The sequence below is a fragment of the Aquisediminimonas profunda genome, assembly GCF_019443285.1.
Lineage (GTDB): Bacteria > Pseudomonadota > Alphaproteobacteria > Sphingomonadales > Sphingomonadaceae > Aquisediminimonas > Aquisediminimonas profunda.
Genome location: NZ_CP080327.1, coordinates 3,127,584 through 3,146,546, shown reverse-complemented (window position 1 = coordinate 3,146,546; position 18,963 = coordinate 3,127,584). Strand labels below are relative to the sequence as shown.

The following is an 18,963-nucleotide window of genomic DNA, read 5'->3' as shown; positions in this document are numbered from 1 at the left end:
TTGTCTCCCTGACCGGATTTGTTAGACGAGGACGTTTTCCCCGCTGAAATAGACATACACTTCCTGAAACTTGCCATCGCGAATGCGCCAGAAATTCGTGTTGAACAGCTGTGTGACCTTGCCGTCATGGCCCGTCAGGACAGCTTCGAAACTGGCTGTAATGCGGCCGTTCTTTTCATCGACCGTGCACGTGAAATCCTTGTGGACGATCTTGGCATAGGCGCCGAAGAAATCTTCGAACATCCGCTTGATTTCGGCCTTGCCTGCATGCCGGGTAAATGCCGTCTGCACACAGAACAGCGCTTCGTCATTGAAGCAGGCCAGCGCGCCATCCAGATTCTTGGCGTCGACATTGCCGAAATAGGTCCTGGTCGCGAGTTCGATGAGCTGATCGCGCGTGAGGCCGGGTTCATATTGCATCAGGCGTCCCCCTCCTTCAGCAGATTGTCTCCGCTCATGTACACATAGACGCGATGGAACTTGTCGCCCTTCAGGTAGAAGCGGTTGCAGTTTTCATAGCGCAGTTCGTCACCACCGTTGGGCGTGATCAGCACTGTGAACTGCGAACAGACGGCATTGGACTGCGGATCGGCGGTGTGCACGAAATTGCCATGCCAGATAGAGGAAAAATCGGCGAACAGCTTTGCAAACATGGCCTTGATGCCGACATCGCGACCGGTGTGGACCGTGTTGGATGTCACTTCCGTCAGGACTGCATCTTCGGTGAAGCAATCAAGAACCTTTTGCATGTCCTTGTTGTCGACGCCGTCGAAATAGCGCTTCGTGACGATATCGATGTAATAGGGGTAAGGGAGCGCCTCCTGTCCGGCACCGCCTTCGCTCCAGGCTGTCATCATGCGCTTCCTTTCTTGATGCCCGCATCATTGGCAACGCCCGGATTCGGGAAAGCAATCTTGCTGTGGCTGATCCCGAGCTGGACCAGCAGCTCGGCCTGCTTGTAGGCAATCAGGCCGGGATTGATGACTGGCACCGGCAAATTCTCGGCAAGCCAGCTTGCCGATTGGTGCATGGTGGTAGAACCCAGAACAATGACGTCGGCGCCATCCTCCGCAATCGCCAGCTCGGCTTCGCGCTTCAGCTTGGCAAAGATGACGTCTTCCTTGCCGGCGAGCAGTTCCGCAAGATCGGGCCGTGTCTTGATCGACCGCAAGGACGCGCACCTTGGCCAGAAGCCATATTCCGTGAGTGTCTTTTCATACAGGGGGAACCATTCATCCCACATCGTCAGGATCGTGAATTTCTTGCCCAGCGTCATCGCGAGATGGAACGCGCATTCTCCGGGGCCAAGCACCGGGATGGACAGGCGCGACCGCAAGGCGCGCAAACCGGAATCACTGACGGTATCGATGACGACTGCCGAATAGCCTTCTGCTTCCGCCTCGATACCGGCCTGAAACACCGTCCAGTCCATCAGAAGCATGTCATGATAGCTGTCGCCAAGCGCGGCGCCCCAGCCCACGGCGGCAAATTCGGGCTTGAATCCGGGGGAAATGACACTCGCAGGCAATTGCGAGGCGCGATTGGCGACGCCAGCGGCATCCATCGGAATGGGCACTATCACCTTGATGCGATGTTCGCGAGCCATTGCCCCTGAGCCCTGTGTGACGTTGCTTTATGAAACTTCTATTGTATACAAACCACAAAGGTCAAGCCTTGAAAGGAATGATCCATGTCCCGTGCCTCCGATCGTGCCTATGAGCAGATCAGGAACATGATTCTCTCAGGCCGCCTTGAGCCCGGCGCGCAGATTGGGGAGGAGCATCTTGCCGAAATCTGCGGCGTTTCGAGGACGCCGGTTCGCGATGCCTTGCGCAGGCTCGAAGCGGACCTGTTCATCAAGAAGAGCGAATCGCAACGGACCTTTGTGGCAGACTGGTCGCTGGAGGATCTTGAAGATGCCTTCACGCTGCGCGGGATGCTTGAAGGCCATGCCGCGTCACGGGCCGCACGGCGCATTTCTGCGAAGCAACTGAACGACCTCAGGGCAGAGAATGAAGGGCTTCGCTTGGCAATTGACCGGACGCAGCCGGACGTCACGGCATTCCTCGAGCATAACCGGCGCTTTCACGCGATCATTGTCGAGGCAGCGGCTTCGGAGAAGCTGGAAAGCCTGCTGTCGAGGATCGTCGAACAGCCCGTCGTCTGGCGAACAGCGCAGCATTATGATCATGAAAACCTGATGCGATCCTGGCGGGAGCATGAGGAATTGCTCACGGCCTTTGCGCGTCGCGACGACGTCTGGGCTGCGTCAGTCATGACGGGACATATTCGCCGCGCTTTCCATAGCTATGCGGATGCCCATCGCGGCGATGTCGTCACGGCAATTGCAGAGGCAGCAGAATAGCCGGGTTGATTTTGTATACAATTGAGGCAATGAGACAGTCATGACGGCAACACGCATCGAATTTGTCGAAGTCGGCCCGCGCGACGGGCTGCAGAACGAGTCGACTCCGATTGCCACGGCCGACAAGCTCGAACTGATCACCCGCGCGATCGGTGCCGGCGCACGCCGCATTGAAGTCACGAGTTTCGTGAACCCGAAGAAGGTGCCGCAGCTTGCCGATGCGGAAGACGTCTGTGCAGGCCTTCCCGACCGCCAGGATGTCACCTTTATCGGTCTGGTGATGAATGGACGCGGCGCCGAGCGTGCGATTGCAACGGGCCGGATCAACCAGCTGGGCGCAGTCGCTGTTGCCACGGACCGGTTTGCCATGGCCAATCAGGGGCAGACGCGCGATGGCTCGGTCGATGCTGCGTGCGAGATCATTGCCATGGCAAAGGAGGCCGGCCTGACGGGGCAGGTCACGATCGGGGCGTCCTTTGGCTGTCCGTTCGAGGGCGAAGTGCAAGAGGATGTTGTGGTTGCGATGGCCCGAAGGCTCGCAGAGGCGGGGCCGGTCGAGGTTGCCCTTGCAGACACGATCGGGGTCGCCAATCCTGCCCATGTCCGCAGTCTTGTGACGCGCGTTCGGGAGGCCATTTCGCCGCTTCCGGTCCGGGTGCATTTTCACAATACCCGAAACACGGGCCTCGCCAATGTCTGGGCGGCTGTGGAGGCTGGCGCAACGGTGGTCGATGCATCGCTCGGCGGCCTTGGCGGCTGCCCTTTTGCACCCGGCGCGGCTGGCAATGTGCCAAGCGAAGACGTTGTCTACATGCTTGAACGCGCAGGCATTGCTACGGGCATGGATCTGGAAAAACTGGTTGATGCGAGCCACTGGCTCGCGGGTGTCATGGGGCGAAAACTGCCAGGAATGGTTGCGCAAGCACCCGCATTCCCTGCGGCGGCCTGAGGGAGAGAAAAGGTATGGGTTATCGACTGGGTGTTGACGTTGGAGGCACGTTCACGGACCTGCTTCTCTTCAATGTCGAAACAGGCGCCTTCTGGCGGCACAAGACGCCGTCGACTCCGCATGACAGCTCCGAAGGTATCCTCAATGGCGTGAACGCCATTTGTGACGAAGCGGGCGTTGCGGCGAAGGATATCGAGTTCTTTCTCCACGGAACGACCGTCGCCACCAACGCTGTTCTGGAAGGGAAGGGCGCGCGCGTCGGCCTCATCACGACAGAAGGCTATCGTCACATCATGCAGATCGCCCGGAGCTATGTGCCCGGGGGTCTGGCGGCCTGGATCATCTGGCCCAAACCGCAGCCCCTGGCAGCGCTGGAGGACACAGTCACGGTCAAGGGCCGCATGAACGCGGCTGGCGAGGAAGTCCGCCCGCTTGACGAAGACAGTGTGCGGACCGCCCTGACGCAACTGAAGGCACAGGGCGTGGAGGCCATTACCGTTTCGCTCATCAATGCCTATGCCAATGGCGCGCATGAAAAGCGGATCGGGGAAATGGCGCGGGACATGATCCAGGATGTGCCTGTGTCCCTGAGCCATGAGGTTCTGCCGGAAATGCAGGAATATGAGCGGACACTGACGACCGTTGCCAATGCCGCTGTCCGTCCGGTTGTCGGGCGCTACGTCCGGAGCCTCAGGGACAAGCTGGCAATCAGCGGCATGGCCGGCAAGCTGTCGCTGCTGCGATCGGATGGCGGCCTGATGTCGGCACAGAAAGCGGAAGAACATCCGGTCAACATCCTGATGTCCGGCCCGGCAGGTGGCGTGACGGGGGCCCTTTGGGTCGCAAAAAATGCGGGCCTCAAGAACATCCTGACTCTCGATGTGGGCGGGACGTCAACCGACGTGGCGCTGATCGAGAATCTCGAACCGCGCCGCGTGCGGACGACGGAGGTCGGCCATCTGTCCGTTCGGGCATCTTCGCTCGACGTGAAGACCGTTGGTGCTGGCGGCGGATCGATCGCCTATGTGCCGGAACTGACCGGCGCCTTGCGGGTCGGACCGCAGTCGGCCGGTGCGGTTCCCGGTCCGGTCGCCTATGGCAAGGGGGGCGAGGCGCCCACGGTGACCGATGCCAATGTTGTCCTCGGCTACCTTCCAGAAAATCTGCTCGGCGGCAGCTTCAAGCTTGATCGCGAAGGCGCGAAGCGTGCAGTCCAGACGATCGCCGATGCCCTCAGGATCGACCTGATGGCTGCCGCGCGGGGCATCATCGACATCGTCAACGAGAATATGTTCGGGGCCTTGCGCATGATTTCAGTCCAGCAGGGCTATGACCCGCGGCATTTTGCGCTGATGGGCTTTGGTGGCGCCGGACCCTTGCATGTGAATGCGGTGGCGCGGCTCATGGGAAGCTGGCCGGCGATCTCGCCGGTCTCGCCGGGGGTGCTCTGCGCGCTGGGTGATGCGACGACCCGGATGCGCACTGAAACCGCGCGATCGCTGTCGCGGCTTGCGACCGAGACAAAGGCCGAGGAACTGATTGCCATCCTTGACGAGATGGCGTTGCAAACACGAGCCGAGCTCCGTTCAGACGGTGTGCCCGACAGCGAGATCGAATGTGTCTTCGAAGTGGATGTCCGCTATGCAGGGCAAGCCTTTGAAGTTCCGTTGGTTATCAGTTCGGATGTGCTCAGGAACGACGGGATCGCCGGCCTGCTCAAGCGATTTGATGAGGAGCATCTGAGACTCTTCACCTTCAACATGGACACGCCCCACGAAATCGTGAACCTGCGCGCTGTCGCCCTGGGGCAGTCGCTGGATTTGCCCGCAGCCGAGCTGCCCAAGGGCGATGGCAACCCCATTGCCGCAAAGATGCGCGATCATACGCTCTGGATGGACGGGCGCGAGCAAGCCGCGGTGATCTATGATCGGGAAAAACTCCGACAGGGTGATCGCATACCAGGCCCTGCCATCGTCATTGAAATGGATTCGACCACATTGATCGAATCCGGCTGCGTCGCGACAGTCGATGCAGTGGGCAACATCCTGATCAACCCGGCTTGAGGAGCAACGTACATGCCCGCAACCATTGTCGCCACGAACCAGACGCCGTTCCGCAAGATCGATATTGATCCTGTTACGCTCGACATTGTCGAAAACGCCCTGCGCAATGCGCGCATCGAAATGGATGCCACACTTGTGCGCACCGCCATGTCGCCCGGCATTCGCGAGCAGGGCGATGCCTTCCCGCTGATCGCGGACCATCTCGGGCGGATGATCGTCGGCCAGTTCGGTAGTTTTATCGGCGGGTTCCTCGATAATTTCGACGGGACGCTTGAGGACGGAGACATGATCTTCCTGTCCGACCCCTATAGTTGCGCAGGGGCCGTCAGCCATTCGAACGACTGGCTCGTCCTGTTGCCGGTGTTCAAAGACGGGAGGCTGATCGCCTATACTTCGATGTTCGGCCACCAGTCCGACATTGGCGGCAAGGTTGTCGGTTCGATGCCCATCAACGCCCGCTCGATCTTTGAAGAAGGCGTGCGCATTCCACCGGTCAAGATATGGAAAAAAGGCGAATATAATGCGGACCTGATGAAGCTTGTCATGCACCAGACGCGCAAGCCGGACTGGTGCCAGGCGGACCTCAATGCCTTGATCGCGTCCTGCCGCGTTGCCGCCCGGCGCGTGATCGAAATGGCCGAACGATTCGGCGATGACGTCTATGTCTCGGCCACTCAGGAGCTTCTGGCGCGCAATCATCGCGCGATGAAATCCCTTATTGCGATGGCTGTCGCCGAAGAGCCGGTCAGTTTCGAGGATTATATCTGTGACGACGGGATGGGTTATGGCCCGTATCGCATCAAGTGCACGATGTGGCGCGAGGGCGAAAAGGTCATCCTCGATTTCGCAGGAACAGACCCGCAGAGCCAGGCGTCGATCAACTTCTTCCTGAACGAGAACATGTTCAAGATGTTCTTCGGCATCTACATGATCATGGTCTTCGATCCGCAGATCCTGTTCAATGACGGCTTCTACGACCTGATCGATGTGCGTATTCCGGAAGGGTCTCTGCTCAAGCCGAAGTTCCCGGCGGCACTCTCCGGACGGACGCACGCCCTGGGCCGCATTTTCGATATTCTGGGCGGTCTTCTGGGCCAGAAGACCCCCGAATTCCTCAATGCAGCCGGCTTTTCGTCATCGCCTCACCTGTTCTATTCGGGCAATGATGCCAAGGGAGACTGGTTCCAGCTCTTCCAGATCGGCTTTGGTGGCATTCCCGGCAGACCGCTGGGCGATGGGCCGGACGGGCATTCGCTCTGGCCGGGCTTTACCAACGTGCCGAACGAGTTTCTGGAGCGCTATTTCCCGCTGATGATCGAACGGTACGAGACGGAGCCGGACAGTGGCGGTGCTGGCCTCCACCGGGGTGGCAACGGGATTCACATGACCTATCGCTTCCTCGCCGATGGCACGATTTCGATCCATGACGATCGCTGGTTCGTTCCGCCCTGGGGCGTGAATGGAGGACTGCCGGGCAAGCGTGCACGGAAGATTCTCGAACGGGCCGACGGCAGTCGTGAGATCGTTGGCAACAAGGTCGAGGATGTCAGCGTTGCCAAAGGCGACCAGCTGCATTTCATCACCTGGGGCGGCGGTGGATGGGGCGATCCACTTGATCGCGACCCGGCCCTCGTCGGCAAGGAAATCACGCAGGGTCTGGTCACCAGTGAAGGTGCAAAGGCCTATGGCGTGATTGCCAATGACAATGGCGAGATCGATCAGGCCGCGACGGATGCGCTTCGGGCCAGCATGCGCGCCGGTCGTGGGGCATTGCCGCTGTTCGATTATGGTCCGGGGGTCGAGGCATTGCGCTCGGCCTGCGAGGCCGAGACAGGACTGGCAGCACCCGTACAGCCCGTCTGGGCGATGGCAGAGGCGGCAGAATAACATGGGCGAGAATTCTGGCGCATTGAGCGATATTCGCGTGGTTGAACTCGGCCAGCTTCTGGCCGGGCCGTTCTGCGGACAATTGCTGGGGGATATGGGCGCGGATGTCATCAAGGTGGAGCCGCCGGGCGCGGGCGATCCGATGCGCCTGTGGGGCGACGGCAAGGACAAGGTCAATTGGGAGGTCATTGCCCGCAACAAGAAGTCTGTGTCCGCCAACCTTCGCATCCCCGAAGGACAGGACCTTGTCCGCAAGCTTGTTGCGCATGCCGATGTCCTTATTGAAAACTTCAAGCCAGGCACGCTCGAAAAATGGGGCCTTGGTCCGGACGCGCTGCACGCAATCAATCCGCGCCTCATCATTGCGCGCATGTCCGGATACGGGCAGACCGGTCCCTATTCAGACCGCGCAGGCTATGGCGGCATCGGCGAGGCGATGGGCGGATGGCGCTATATTGTCGGTGAACCGGATCGCCCGCCAAGCCGGATGGGCATTTCCATCGGCGACTCGCTGACGGCAACCTACGGCTGCATGGGCGTGTTGGCGGCCCTTCATGTTCGGGAACGGACAGGCAAGGGCCAGGTCGTTGACACTGCGCTCTATGAAGCGGTTCTGCAGGTGATGGAAAGCGTCATTCCCGAATATGACAGGATGGGCATCATCCGGGAACGGTCCGGCTCCTTCCTCAAAGGGATTGCGCCGTCCAACGTCTACATGTGCAGCGACGGCGAATTCATGATTGGCGGCAATGGCGATGCGATCTTTGCCCGCCTTGCCCAGGCGATGGGTCAGCCCGAACTGGCGAAGGACCCGCGCTATGCAACGCACATTGCGCGCGGCGAAAACCAGATCGAGCTTGATGCCCTCATCAATCGCTGGACGGCGCAGCATACGATTGCCGAGGTCGAAGCCTTGATGATCCAGCACTCCGTGCCCGCGGGCAAGGTCTATCGCGCTCCGGAAATGTTTGCAGATCCGCATTTCCAGGCACGAGAGGCGATTGTCGAGGTCGAGACGGAGCGTTTTGGCAAACTCAAGATGCAGAATGTGGTGCCACGTCTGTCTGAAACGCCCAGCTCGATCCGGACACCAGCGCCGTCGAAAGTCGGTCAGCATAATGCCGATGTCTACGGCGGCTTGCTGGGCCTGACGCCGAAAGAGATCGAAGAGCTGCAGGCAGCGGGCGCGATCTGATGAATGATGCGGCTGCAAATTATGCGGGGACGTTCAACGGAACCCTTGCATTCGGCAGCCATCCGGCCCTTCTCGTCGTCGATTTCGTCATGGCCTATCTGGTGCCGGAGTCTCCGCTCTATGCGGGCGTTGAATCGGCCCTTGCCAGCAATGTCCGGCTTGTCGCGGCGGCGCGCGCCAGTCACGTCCCGGTCATTTTCACCAATGTGGTCTATGAGCCGGGCGGGGCGAATGGCGGATTGTTCTACAAGAAGATCCCGGCCCTGAAGGCCTTCGATGCAGGTTCTCCGCTGGGAGACTTTCCGAAGGAGCTGCAACCCGCAGATGGCGAGCGTGTCATATCCAAGCAATATGCATCGGCATTCTTCGGCACCGGGCTGGACAGGATCCTGCATGAGATGGGCATCGACACGCTGCTCATTACCGGGCTTTCCACGTCCGGCTGCGTCCGGGCAACGACGCTCGATGCCTTGCAATATGGCTTCGCCCCCTTCGTCGTGCGTGAGGCGTGCGGCGATCGGCATCCCGCACCGCATGATGCCAATCTGTTCGATCTGCAGGCCAAATATGCCGAAGTGATCAGCGAAGCCGATGCACTTGGCCTGCTCGCGCGGAGCACCGCCGCATAGCGATCACGCCAGGCTGGTCGCAGCGTTCCAGAATTCGATCAGGTCATGCGCGTAACTGGACGGCACATAGGCAGTGCACTGAGCTTCGCCCGTCACATGCAGACGGACATTCACATGATCGATGATCGTTGCCGCGCTGCGTCCGGGTCCGAATGCCGGATCTTCGGCATCGAAGACGCCGCCTTCCATCAGCAGACGGCGCCAGCCCGCGCCAGACATGGCAACGCGGACGATGCCACCCCCGATCGCGGTCAGCGCCCCATCGTCGCCAAGGACAGACTCAAGCCCCGTCACATCTCCCTCGACCAGCCAGACGGTTGGTTCAAAACGGATGAGCTGAATTGCCGCATTGCCTGCTGATTGACCCATGGGCGGCAAGTCGAAGCCAGCCGCCTTTTGAAATCGCTTGGCCACGGCCTGCGCATTGCTCCAGATTTCAAGGGCATGGAGCGGGGCAGGGGGGAGGGTGGAGATCGTCACGTCAATCACGATAGCGTTCCCCGGCAGGATCATAGAAATGGGGCGCCGTGACGCGCACGCGCACATATTGATTCCGTGTGGGCGATGAGGCGATGAGTTCCTCGCCTGTGCGTGACCGTCCGTCTGTGAGCAAGGCCAGCGCGATCGGATCGCCCGACATGACGCGATAGGCGGCCGCCGTCACATGGCCTTGAGCGCCGACACCCTTTTCCAGGGTGAGCATTGAACCTTCGGGGATTGGCCCGCCCAGCGATTCCAGCCCAACCAGCTGCAGGCGGCCGGGTGCTGCAAGTGCGGGCCGGGACAGTCCTGCCTCTCCCACATATCCGCCAGCCTTGTTGAGCATGCCGGCAAGTCCAAGATCATGGGGGCTCAGGCGGCCGTCCACTTCACCGCTGACCACGACGTGTCCCTTTTCAATGCGCAGAATTTCCATCGCTTCGAGGCCGTAGGTGCAGCCGCCGCGTTCGGCCAATGCGGTTTCGCATGCCGCCCACACGGGCGCGCCATGCGTTGCTTCGACATAGATTTCAAAAGCGCGTTCCCCGCTGTAGCTTGCCCCAAGGAGGAGGACAGGCACGCCCGCCAAGGTGGCGGATGCCAGGGACATGTGGCGGGGCGGTTCGGTGCCGATCATTGCCGACAGGGCAGCTTTCGCCAGCGGGCCCGCGACAGCGATCCCGGCATAATGTTCCTGCACATTGACGGCAGAAACGCGCAACTCCGGATGCAAGACCTGCCGGACATAGGAAATGTGCGTCGCCATCCGATCCGCACCGCCCGTTGAACTGGTCAGGAGATAGCGGTTTTCGTCCAGCCGCCAGACTGTGCCATCATCGAAGACCAGACCGTCTTCGCGGAGCATGAAGGTATAACGACCGCGGCCAATGGCAAGCTTTGCAACACTGGTTGCGCAGATCATCTCCAGAAATTTTGCCGCATCGGGGCCACTGACCTCGAATTTTGCGAGGGAGGAGACGTCCGTCATCCCGACCGCGCTGCGCACTGTCTGCGCTTCCCGTCGGGCCGACGTCGCGAGATCCTCGCCATTTCGTGGAAAGGCGCGGGGACGCATCCAGTATCCGGCAGGCTGCCAGATCGGCTTTGCGGCCTGATGTTGGTTCCAGAGCGCGAGCCTGCGCACATGCGCCCCGGCATCGCGATGATTGCGCCCGGCGAGCAGGCCCATGGTGACGGGCGTATAGGGTGGGCGGAAGGTCGTCAGGCCCGCGTCCGGGATTGACGCATGCTGCCGCTCCGCAAGCCGGGCCAGGGCGGCCATGTTGCTTGTCTTGCCCTGATCGGTCGCCATGCCGAGCGTGGTATAGCGCTTCAGATGTTCGACGGACCGGTATCCCTCGGCCCATGCCAGATCGATATCGGCAATGCTCACATCATTCTGGAAATCGACGAAGCTTGTCTTGGGATCGCCATGCAGCGCGAGCGGCAAGGCCGCGGGCGGGTTGGCGGCAGAGCCGATGGTTTCGACATTCTGCCGGCATTCCGCGGCGACAAAGGCCTGTGCCTCGTCCGAAAAGTCCAGCGTGCCGCCAGCTTGCATGTGAAGATGCGTGACGGGCGTGAAGCCGCCCGAAACAGCAAGAAGGTCTGCATCATAGGACACATCTTGCGCCGACACTGTGGCCTTCACGGACTTGAGCTGGTGCATGCCGCCTGTTGCTGCCTTGGGCACGGCATTGGTGTGCACCGTGAATCGGCCCTGGGCCTCCGATGCAGTGGCGCTGAGCGCGCTGCGGGCATCGAGTATCGCAACGACCTCTGCTCCGGCATCGCTCAGGGTCTGTGCCGTCAGATAGGCGTCGTCATTGTTTGTCGCGATGACAACGCGCTTGCCGGGCAGGACGCCAAAGCGGCGGACATAGGTCCGCACCGCCTGTGACAGCATCACGCCGGGGCGATCATTATGGGCAAAGGCAATCGGGCGCTCGATGCAGCCGGTCGCGAGGATGACCTTGCCTGCGCGCACATGCCAAAGGCGCTGTGCAGTTCCGTCGGTCGGCACCTGACCCGGCTCCGTGATCCGCTGCACGAGGGTAACGAGGTCATGTTCCCAATAGCCTGATGCCGTCGTCCGCATGAGGATCGTCCCGCCGGCATCACGAATGCGCGCGGCCATGGTTGAGGTCCAGTCCGGCCCCAGATCGTGCGGGTCGCGCAGCAGGGAGCCGCCAAGCTCTGCATCCTGCTCAACCAGAATGACGCGCTTGCCCGCGTCAGCCGCATCCACCGCTGCCTGCAGCCCGGCCGGACCGCCGCCCACAACCAGCACATCGCAAAAGGCCGCTCGCTGGGAGTAGCGATCGGGATCCGCTTCCTGTGGCGCGTTCCCGAGCCCGGCGGCCCTGCGGATGAACCATTCATAGACCAGCCAGAGCTTTGCCGGACCAAAGAAGGTCTTGTAGTAGAAACCAGCGGGCAACGCCTTGGAAAACAATCCGAAGACGGCGCCCAGATCAAAGCTCAGCGATGGCCAGCGGTTCTGGCTGCGGGCGACCAGACCTTCATAGACAAACACATCAGTTGCCCGCGTGTTGGGTTCTGCCCGCCCGCCTTCGCCGACAGTGACAAGGGCATTGGGCTCCTCAATGCCCGCTGTCATGATGCCGCGGGGGCGATGATATTTGAAGCTGCGGCCAACAAGGCCAATGCCGTTCGCAAGCAATGCAGCGGCCAGAGTGTCGCCGGCCCGCGCCTTCAGGGGCCGTCCGTCGAATGTGAAGTTGATCGTCGCGCCATCTGGCGAACGCGAAGGCCCGGTCATGGCAAGGCTTCCGGCCCGACCGGCTGAACCGACTCGATTTCATGCGTAACCCGGTGACGGCGCACAGCCATCCACGCCCGGCAGCCATAGGTGTGGCGCCAGAGTTCTTCATCCACGCCGCGCGGATTTGTACGGGTGAAAAGGCTGTTCATCGCATCGTCCGCCCCGGCATCTAGGGCCACGACGGAATCGAGCGTGCGTTCATACACAAACTCGGCCTGAGCGCGGGGGCCACAGTGCGGGCAGGGGATGAGCATCATCTCTGCTGTCCCCCTATCGATGGTTCGGCATCGGGCCGACCCCATTTTCGTCGATCGTGTCGCCACGCCGGAAGCGGTCGAGATCGAACGGCGCATTCAGGGGATGCGGCTCACCTTCTGCCAGCGTATGCGCAAAGGTGTATCCCGATGCAGGCGTTCCCTTGAACCCGCCATAGCACCAGCCGCCGTTCAGAAAGAGGTTGGGCACGGGCGTTTTCCCGATGATCGGGGAGCCATCGAAGCTCATGTCCGTGACACCGGACCATGTGCGCAGCATGCGCAGGCGCGACAGTGCGGGAATCAATGCAATGGCCTGCGCAATCGCACCCTCGGTAATCATCGGGTTGCCACGCTGGGCGTAGCTGGGCCAATTGTCTGGATCGCCGCCCATAACGATGCCGCCTTTGTCCGACTGGCTGATGTAGCAATGGAGCGACTGGGACATGACGACGCTCTGGACCATGGGCTTCACGCCTTCGGTGACGAGCGCTTGCAGCGTCTGGGATTCAATGGGCAGCTTCAGGCCTGCCATGGCCGCGACATGGCCGCTGTGCCCGGCAACGCAGATGCCGACGCGCCCTGCGCCGATGGGCCCGCGCGTTGTTTCGACGCCAATGACCGCATCGCCCTGACGGATGAAGCCTGTGACCTGGCACTTCTGGATAATGTCCACACCTTGTCTGTCGGCGCCGCGGGCATAGCCCCAGGCAACCGCATCGTGGCGGGCTGTGCCGCCCCGTCGCTGGGTCAGTCCGCCGACAATCGGAAAGCGTGCATCACGAGACATGTCGAGCAAGGGCTCGATCTTTGCGACCTGATCGCGCGTCAGCAGTTCGGCATCGATCCCGCTGCAACGCATCGCATCGCCGCGCTCCGCAAGCCTGATCATGTCGGAATCGGAATGGCCCAGGAACATGGCCCCCCGGGGGCTGAACATCACATTGTAATTGAGTTCGTCCGAAAGATGCTCCCACATCTTCAGGCCGAATTCGAAAAAGTCGTGCAGCGGTTTCAGCCGATAGTTCGAGCGGACGAGCGTGGTGTTGCGGCCGGTATTGCCGCCGCCGATATAGCCCTTTTCAAGAACGGCGACGTTGCGCAGGCCATGCACGGTCGCAAGGTAATAGGCAGTTGCAAGACCATGACCGCCGCCGCCGATCACGATGATGTCATAGGTCTTCTTCGGTTCCGGGTCACGCCAGGCTGGCTGCCAATGGCTTTGACCATTGAACGCACCGCGCAACAGGCTGAAGGCCGAATAGCGCCCCATCAAAGCGGGAGCCAACCCCGAGCTTCGCGCCAATCAGGCTCAATGCCGGCAAAGCGGTCGAGTGCCAGCTTGTCGATGTCGGTAAAGCTGCATGCGCCGTCGATCACCAGATCCCGCACGGCATGGCCGGAGGCGGGTGAGAGCCCGAATCCGACGCCGGACATGGTTGCCATCGTCACGTTCTCGCGCCGATCCAGGATCGGCCTTCCATCCGGCGTCATCTCGATCACACCGGCCCATGACCGGATCACGTTCAGATGGCTGGCATTCGGGAACAGTTCTGCAAGCCTGCGGGAAAGGTTGCGCGCAAGCGGCGTGGAGGGACGGGCATGCGGCCCGGTTTCGCCAAATTCGACCCACTCGTGCGGGCCGCCACCATAGGCCAGATTGCCGCGCAGCGTCTGCCGACCATAGAGTCCATTGCCGTCAACTCCGCCCAGTTTCATCATCGGCGCAGGTTCGGTGACGATCATTTCCGCGCGGGCGGCAGCGAGCGGCATTGCAATGTCCAGCTTCGCAAGAAGGCTGCTCATCTGCGGGCCTGCGGCAATCACGACAGCATCACATTCGTGAACGCCCCGGGCACTTTCGACTGCCGTTACTTTGCCCCCCGAGCGGCGAAAGCCGGTTGCCGGCGCATGCTGGATGATGCGCCCGCCGAGATCCTGAATGGCCCAGGCATAAGCCTGAACCGTGCGGTGGGGGTTGGCATGACCCCCGAAACGATAGTGAATGCCGCCGACACAATTGTCCCCGGCAAGCGGAACGGCTTCACGCACCTGTTGTGCGTCCAGCAGGTCAACCCGGTATCCCAGCCGATTGCACATGCCGGCGATGTATTGATACTGCTCAAGCTGCCGCGCCGTGACCGCCATGACGATACGTTCTTTGGAATGCTCCGTCGGATAGCCCAGCAGTTCGTCCATTTGCGGCCACAGGCGCTGTTCTTCGACAAAAAGCGGGCTCTGGTAATGTGAACACCCGCCGCCATTACGACCGGACGCTTCCCAGCCGACAATGCCCTTGTCGAGGACAGTCACGTCCACGCCCGACCGCGCCAGCCACCAGGCTGCGCTCAGGCCGGTGACCCCGCCACCGACGATGACGACCCGCTGCGCGCTCACAGTTTCATGTTCCCGCCAAGGACACGCCGGTTTTCCTCTTCGAACGGCGTGCCGATGTCAGCATAGGGAACCCATTGCGTCGGTATTCCCATCCAGACGTCCCACCCTGAACGCATGCCTTCGCTTTCATCCCAGTCTGCAATGATCTTGAGTGGCAATGGCCTGACCGGTGCGCGGTGCGTGGCAAGGGGAAGTTCAGCCAGTTCGGTGCCGGATTCCAAGGCGAGCATCATGGCGACCTGATCGCGGCAGCGCCGACCCTGACAGATACCCATGCCGGCCCGGGTCAGCCGCTTGATCTGGTCCTGATTGACGGGACCGTCGGCCAGCAATGTCTTGAGCGAGCGTTTGCCCATCGCCGGGGGCCGATCAAGATAGCGCGGCGGCTGCACGTTCAGAAGGTCGGACAGGGTAACCTCTTCGCACTGGCAGATGATCGTTTCGCCATTGCATGCCCCGCCCAGCGCATCCAGCCAGTCGCGGCGATAGGCCGCATGGTCGAAGCCCGTATCCTCGAGGCCAGCGCATTTGCCGATGGCCGAGATTGCGCCGTCGCCCAACGCAATGTGGCCCCCCCGCCTCGGATCATAGGTCCGCGCAGCGCCGACGGCGTCCTGAAGCTCGATCATCGGCACCAGCCCAATGGCCAGAACAATCGTATCGCATGCCAGTGTCTCGCCGTCGGAGAGTTGCACCGCCGTCACACCGTCGAGTCCGCCGCTTGCTTCAAGTGGGTGAACACCGCAGCGGATCAGAATGCCCGCAGCGTCTGCCTGCGCAATCAGTGCGGCACTGCCTTGTGGCGTGTCCCGCACTTCAAGAATGGCCGCAACAGTCAGGCCCTTTTCATGGGCGAGGAGAGCCGTTTCCAGCCCAAGATCATGCGACCCCGCTATCACCAGCCGCTCGCCCGCAAAGGCGGCATAGCGCGTCAGCAGCATGCGCAGGGCGGCCGCACCCATGACGCCCGGCTGGTTCCAGCCCGGGAATGCCATTGGCAGGTCCCGCGCTCCCGTCGCGAGCACCAGTTTCTCGAATCCCACCAGCCACGACCGCGATCCATCGGCAAGGCCGACAACCTGATCCGGCAAGCTGCCGACCAGCGGGCCATTGCGATAGACGCCCCAGGCGCAGGTGCCGAGCAGCAGTTCGACGCCAGCCTCAATCGCGTCCTCCAGCCCGGGCGTATTCATGAACAGGGTCTCGACCATGCGTTCGCTGTTCTGCACCGCTGTCGTTGCGCGACCGCCGAACCACAGGGGCACGTCATTGCCGATGTGCGCGCCCGGAACGGGATTTTCATCAACAAGGAGGACAGATTGGCCCGAGCGGGCGGCATCCAGTGCCGCTGCAATGCCACTGCGGCCTGCGCCGACGACAACAAGGTCATAGCGTGTCTCCGGAGCCGGGAATTTGCCGTCGATCGCGTGGGGATCGACTTTTCGTTCCGTGGCCGTAACGGTCATACCGCCTCCATTGCCTGCGCGAGGTCCGCGATCAGGTCATCCTTGTGCTCAAGGCCCACCGAGAGGCGGATTGTGCCGTCTGTAATGCCACCTTCAAGCCGCTTCTCGCGTGGCACCGCATAATGCGTCGTCGTCGCGGAATGACAGATGAGCGTTTCCGAGCCGCCGAGGCTCACGGCAAGCTTCATCAGTTGCAGCCGGTCAAGCAATCGGAAGGCTTCCGCTTCGCCACCATGCAGATGAAATGAAAAGGTCGAGCCCGCGGCCGTGCATTGGCGATCAAAGACCGCGCGCCGGACCGACCCTTCCGGCAGAAAGCCCAGATAGGTCACGCCTGCGACCTTCGGGTGATCGCGCAGCCATTCGGCAACGGCCCGCGCATTTTCCATGGCCCGTTCCGTGCGGACGGCGACGGATTCTATCGAGCGCAACAGCAGCCACGAAGTGAAGGGATCCAGATGGCTTCCCCAGATCACGCGCTGGAACCGCAACTTTTCGATGAGTTCCGCCCGGCCACTCACACCACCGGCCAAGAGGTCGCTGTGGCCGCCGCAGTATTTGGTCAACGAGGTCATGTTGAGATCGACGCCCCATTCGAACGGGCGCTGCGCGAAGGGGCCAAGCAAGGTGTTGTCCGTGACGACCAGCGGCCTGTGGCCCTGTTTCGCGCCAATCTCGTCGGCCATCCGGACCATCAAGGCCAGATCCACGATCGCGGCCGTGGGATTGGCAGGCGTTTCCGCCACGATCAGCTTGACAGGCCCTTTTGCCATTGCAGCGTCCGCGGCGCGCCGAACGTCCGCTTCATCCGTCCCGTCGAGATAGGCTTCGCTGTGCGTGCCGAAATCGGAGAGGATCTGATTGTACAGCATGTCAACGCCGCCATAGATCGGGCGCCCGTGGAGCATGCTGTCTCCAGGGCGCATGAAGGCCAGCGCAATTGCGGAATGCGCGGCCATTCCGCTTGAAAAGGCCGCCGCGGCTTCTGCGCCATCCATGGCAGCCAGGCGTTTTTCGAGAAAGTCGAGGCCCGGGTGCCCGAGCCGGGCATAGATGTGGTTTGTGGTCCCCTTGAGAGGGCCGGTGCCGTCAAAAAAGGCTTCATGCACGTCCTTGGCATGCTGGGCCGATGGATAGACGAAGGTCGAGGTCATGAAGATGGGCGGCTTCGCTGCCCACATCCCGAATTCGGGATCATAGCCATGTGCCACGGCCAGGGTCTCAGGCCGGAATTTCAATTTCGGATCGTCAGACATGGGCCGCAACATAGGCCTTGGCTTGCGCGCAATACCAGTCGGTAAATCGCTGGGCCAGGACCTCCGCCTCCTTGGAATAGGGCCCCGGTGTATAGCCGGGGCTGTTGATGCCGCGCTGATTGTTCTCAGCGAGTTCGCGGTCTTGCTGGTTCGTCTTGAGCCAGAGTTCCTTCATCGTTGGCACATCATAATCGACGCCTTCGACGGCATCCTTGTGAACGAACCATTTGCTCAGGACATGCGTTTCCGTCGCCGAAACCGGCATGCAGCTGAACACGAAGACGTGATCGGCAGTCGCATGGGCAAACAGGTGGGGATCGATGGCCCAGCGGAGCGACCCGATGTCACCGCCATAGCTGTCGACCAGCAGCTTTTTCACAAGATGGTCGCCATTCATGCTGATCGATTGTGCGCCTTCGTTCAGCCCGAATCTCGCAATCTGCCACCACTCGCCCTCGGCCGCCTGATAGGGCAGGCCCATCGATTCCATCCGGTCGATAAAGGCCTTTGCCCGATTTTCCGAACCAAAGTCGAAATGGCCGGCAAATCCGACCGGAAACGTCCTGGCCAGCTCCGGGTGTCCCGTCGCGCAATGATAGCATTCGCGGGCATTCTCCATGACGAGCTTCCAATTCGCCTGCTCGATCATGAGGTCGGTTGCGGCCAGTTTCATGTTCGAAAAGCCGAGCGGGCCGGCATAGTCTGCGAAGCGGGTCCCAAAGTCGTCAAAGGGGGGCGGCTCATTGGCAAGGCAGATGAAGATTGCGCCCGCCACCGTCCGCAGCGAAATGGGCTTCAGGCCATGCGATGCCTTGTCGAAGTCAGCCGGCATGCGGCTTGCGGCAAACAGGCTGCCGTCCAGGTCATACGTCCAGCGATGATAGGGGCAGACCAGCTTTGGCGCCGTTCCATGTCCGGGCTGGCAGATGATCGAGCCGCGATGGCGACAGCTATTGTGAAAGGCGCGTATGGTCCCTGTCTGGTCGCGCGTGATGAGGACAGGCCACTCGCCCACCATCATGGACATGTAACTGCCGGCCTTGGGTAGTTCGCATTCCATCCCAGCCATCAGCCAGCTGCGGCCAAAAATCGCCCGCTGGTCGAAGGTGAATGACGGTGCATCCGTGTACAGGGCCTGCGGCAAGGTGTGGCCGGCTTTGCGCTGGTTCAAAAGGGCATTAAAATGCCGAAAATCGGGCTCGGTCATTTCATGGTCCTTCATGCGTTGCTGAACATT

At 61.2% G+C, this 18,963-nt stretch carries 17 protein-coding genes; 6 read left to right on the top strand and 11 right to left on the bottom strand.

The features are described from left to right. Window positions 1–21 precede the first annotated feature (21 nt). Genes K0O24_RS15480 through K0O24_RS15470 form a run of 3 tightly spaced genes read right to left on the bottom strand, consistent with a single transcriptional unit; the run spans window position 22 to window position 1,606 of the window. The gene (locus K0O24_RS15480; RefSeq protein ID WP_219893587.1) at window positions 22–420 is read right to left on the bottom strand and encodes a nuclear transport factor 2 family protein; all 399 of its coding nucleotides are present in this window, start codon (window positions 418–420) and stop codon (window positions 22–24) included. Further along, the gene (locus tag K0O24_RS15475) at window positions 420–857 is read right to left on the bottom strand and encodes a nuclear transport factor 2 family protein (protein ID WP_246611049.1); all 438 of its coding nucleotides are present in this window, start codon (window positions 855–857) and stop codon (window positions 420–422) included. Before K0O24_RS15475 ends, K0O24_RS15480 begins: the two co-directional genes overlap by 1 nt. Then, complete coding sequence (locus K0O24_RS15470) at window positions 854–1,606, bottom strand: aspartate/glutamate racemase family protein (RefSeq protein WP_219893586.1); 753 nt, start codon at window positions 1,604–1,606, stop codon at window positions 854–856. The genes K0O24_RS15475 and K0O24_RS15470 overlap by 4 nt, the downstream gene beginning before the upstream one ends. 84 nt (window positions 1,607–1,690) lie before the next feature. Between K0O24_RS15470 and K0O24_RS15465 the strand changes: the two genes are divergently transcribed. Genes K0O24_RS15465 through K0O24_RS15440 form a run of 6 tightly spaced genes read left to right on the top strand, consistent with a single transcriptional unit; the run spans window position 1,691 to window position 9,088 of the window. Then, window positions 1,691–2,365, top strand: a complete 675-nt coding sequence (locus K0O24_RS15465; protein WP_219893585.1) for a GntR family transcriptional regulator — start codon at window positions 1,691–1,693, stop codon at window positions 2,363–2,365. 40 nt (window positions 2,366–2,405) lie between these two features. Beyond that, on the top strand, window positions 2,406–3,314 hold the full coding sequence (locus K0O24_RS15460) for a hydroxymethylglutaryl-CoA lyase (RefSeq protein ID WP_219893584.1): 909 nt from the start codon (window positions 2,406–2,408) through the stop codon (window positions 3,312–3,314). 14 nt (window positions 3,315–3,328) lie between these two features. Then, window positions 3,329–5,377 (top strand): hydantoinase/oxoprolinase family protein, encoded by a 2,049-nt coding sequence (locus tag K0O24_RS15455; protein WP_219893583.1) that lies wholly within the window; start codon window positions 3,329–3,331, stop codon window positions 5,375–5,377. A gap of 12 nt (window positions 5,378–5,389) precedes the next feature. Next, complete coding sequence (locus K0O24_RS15450; RefSeq protein WP_219893582.1) at window positions 5,390–7,264, top strand: hydantoinase B/oxoprolinase family protein; 1,875 nt, start codon at window positions 5,390–5,392, stop codon at window positions 7,262–7,264. 1 nt (window position 7,265) lies between these two features. Next, window positions 7,266–8,459, top strand: a complete 1,194-nt coding sequence (locus K0O24_RS15445) for a CaiB/BaiF CoA transferase family protein (RefSeq protein WP_219893581.1) — start codon at window positions 7,266–7,268, stop codon at window positions 8,457–8,459. After that, a complete protein-coding gene (locus tag K0O24_RS15440) occupies window positions 8,459–9,088 on the top strand; it encodes an isochorismatase family protein (protein WP_219893580.1) in 630 nt (209 codons plus the stop codon). The genes K0O24_RS15445 and K0O24_RS15440 overlap by 1 nt, the downstream gene beginning before the upstream one ends. Before the next feature lie 3 nt (window positions 9,089–9,091). Here K0O24_RS15440 and K0O24_RS15435 read toward each other — a convergent pair whose 3' ends face one another. From K0O24_RS15435 to K0O24_RS15400, 8 genes are read right to left on the bottom strand one after another with little or no spacing between them, the layout of a single operon-like run. Then, the gene (locus K0O24_RS15435) at window positions 9,092–9,577 is read right to left on the bottom strand and encodes an aminomethyltransferase family protein (RefSeq protein WP_219893579.1); all 486 of its coding nucleotides are present in this window, start codon (window positions 9,575–9,577) and stop codon (window positions 9,092–9,094) included. Further along, the gene (locus K0O24_RS15430; RefSeq protein WP_219893578.1) at window positions 9,570–12,350 is read right to left on the bottom strand and encodes a 2Fe-2S iron-sulfur cluster-binding protein; all 2,781 of its coding nucleotides are present in this window, start codon (window positions 12,348–12,350) and stop codon (window positions 9,570–9,572) included. The genes K0O24_RS15435 and K0O24_RS15430 overlap by 8 nt, the downstream gene beginning before the upstream one ends. Beyond that, window positions 12,347–12,610, bottom strand: coding sequence for a sarcosine oxidase subunit delta (locus K0O24_RS15425; RefSeq protein WP_219893577.1), 264 nt, complete (start codon window positions 12,608–12,610; stop codon window positions 12,347–12,349). The genes K0O24_RS15430 and K0O24_RS15425 overlap by 4 nt, the downstream gene beginning before the upstream one ends. Before the next feature lie 13 nt (window positions 12,611–12,623). Next, the gene (locus tag K0O24_RS15420) at window positions 12,624–13,880 is read right to left on the bottom strand and encodes a sarcosine oxidase subunit beta family protein (RefSeq protein ID WP_219893576.1); all 1,257 of its coding nucleotides are present in this window, start codon (window positions 13,878–13,880) and stop codon (window positions 12,624–12,626) included. Then, window positions 13,880–15,004 carry an NAD(P)/FAD-dependent oxidoreductase gene (locus tag K0O24_RS15415; RefSeq protein WP_219893575.1) on the bottom strand — a complete coding sequence of 375 codons (1,125 nt, stop codon included), beginning with the start codon at window positions 15,002–15,004 and terminating at the stop codon, window positions 13,880–13,882. Before K0O24_RS15415 ends, K0O24_RS15420 begins: the two co-directional genes overlap by 1 nt. Next, window positions 15,001–16,470 carry an NAD(P)/FAD-dependent oxidoreductase gene (locus K0O24_RS15410; protein WP_219893574.1) on the bottom strand — a complete coding sequence of 490 codons (1,470 nt, stop codon included), beginning with the start codon at window positions 16,468–16,470 and terminating at the stop codon, window positions 15,001–15,003. The genes K0O24_RS15415 and K0O24_RS15410 overlap by 4 nt, the downstream gene beginning before the upstream one ends. Continuing rightward, the gene (locus K0O24_RS15405) at window positions 16,467–17,726 is read right to left on the bottom strand and encodes a cystathionine gamma-synthase family protein (RefSeq protein WP_219893573.1); all 1,260 of its coding nucleotides are present in this window, start codon (window positions 17,724–17,726) and stop codon (window positions 16,467–16,469) included. Before K0O24_RS15405 ends, K0O24_RS15410 begins: the two co-directional genes overlap by 4 nt. After that, window positions 17,719–18,933: an aromatic ring-hydroxylating oxygenase subunit alpha gene (locus tag K0O24_RS15400; protein ID WP_219893572.1), complete on the bottom strand. Its 1,215-nt coding sequence runs from the start codon at window positions 18,931–18,933 to the stop codon at window positions 17,719–17,721. The genes K0O24_RS15405 and K0O24_RS15400 overlap by 8 nt, the downstream gene beginning before the upstream one ends. Window positions 18,934–18,963 lie beyond the last annotated feature (30 nt).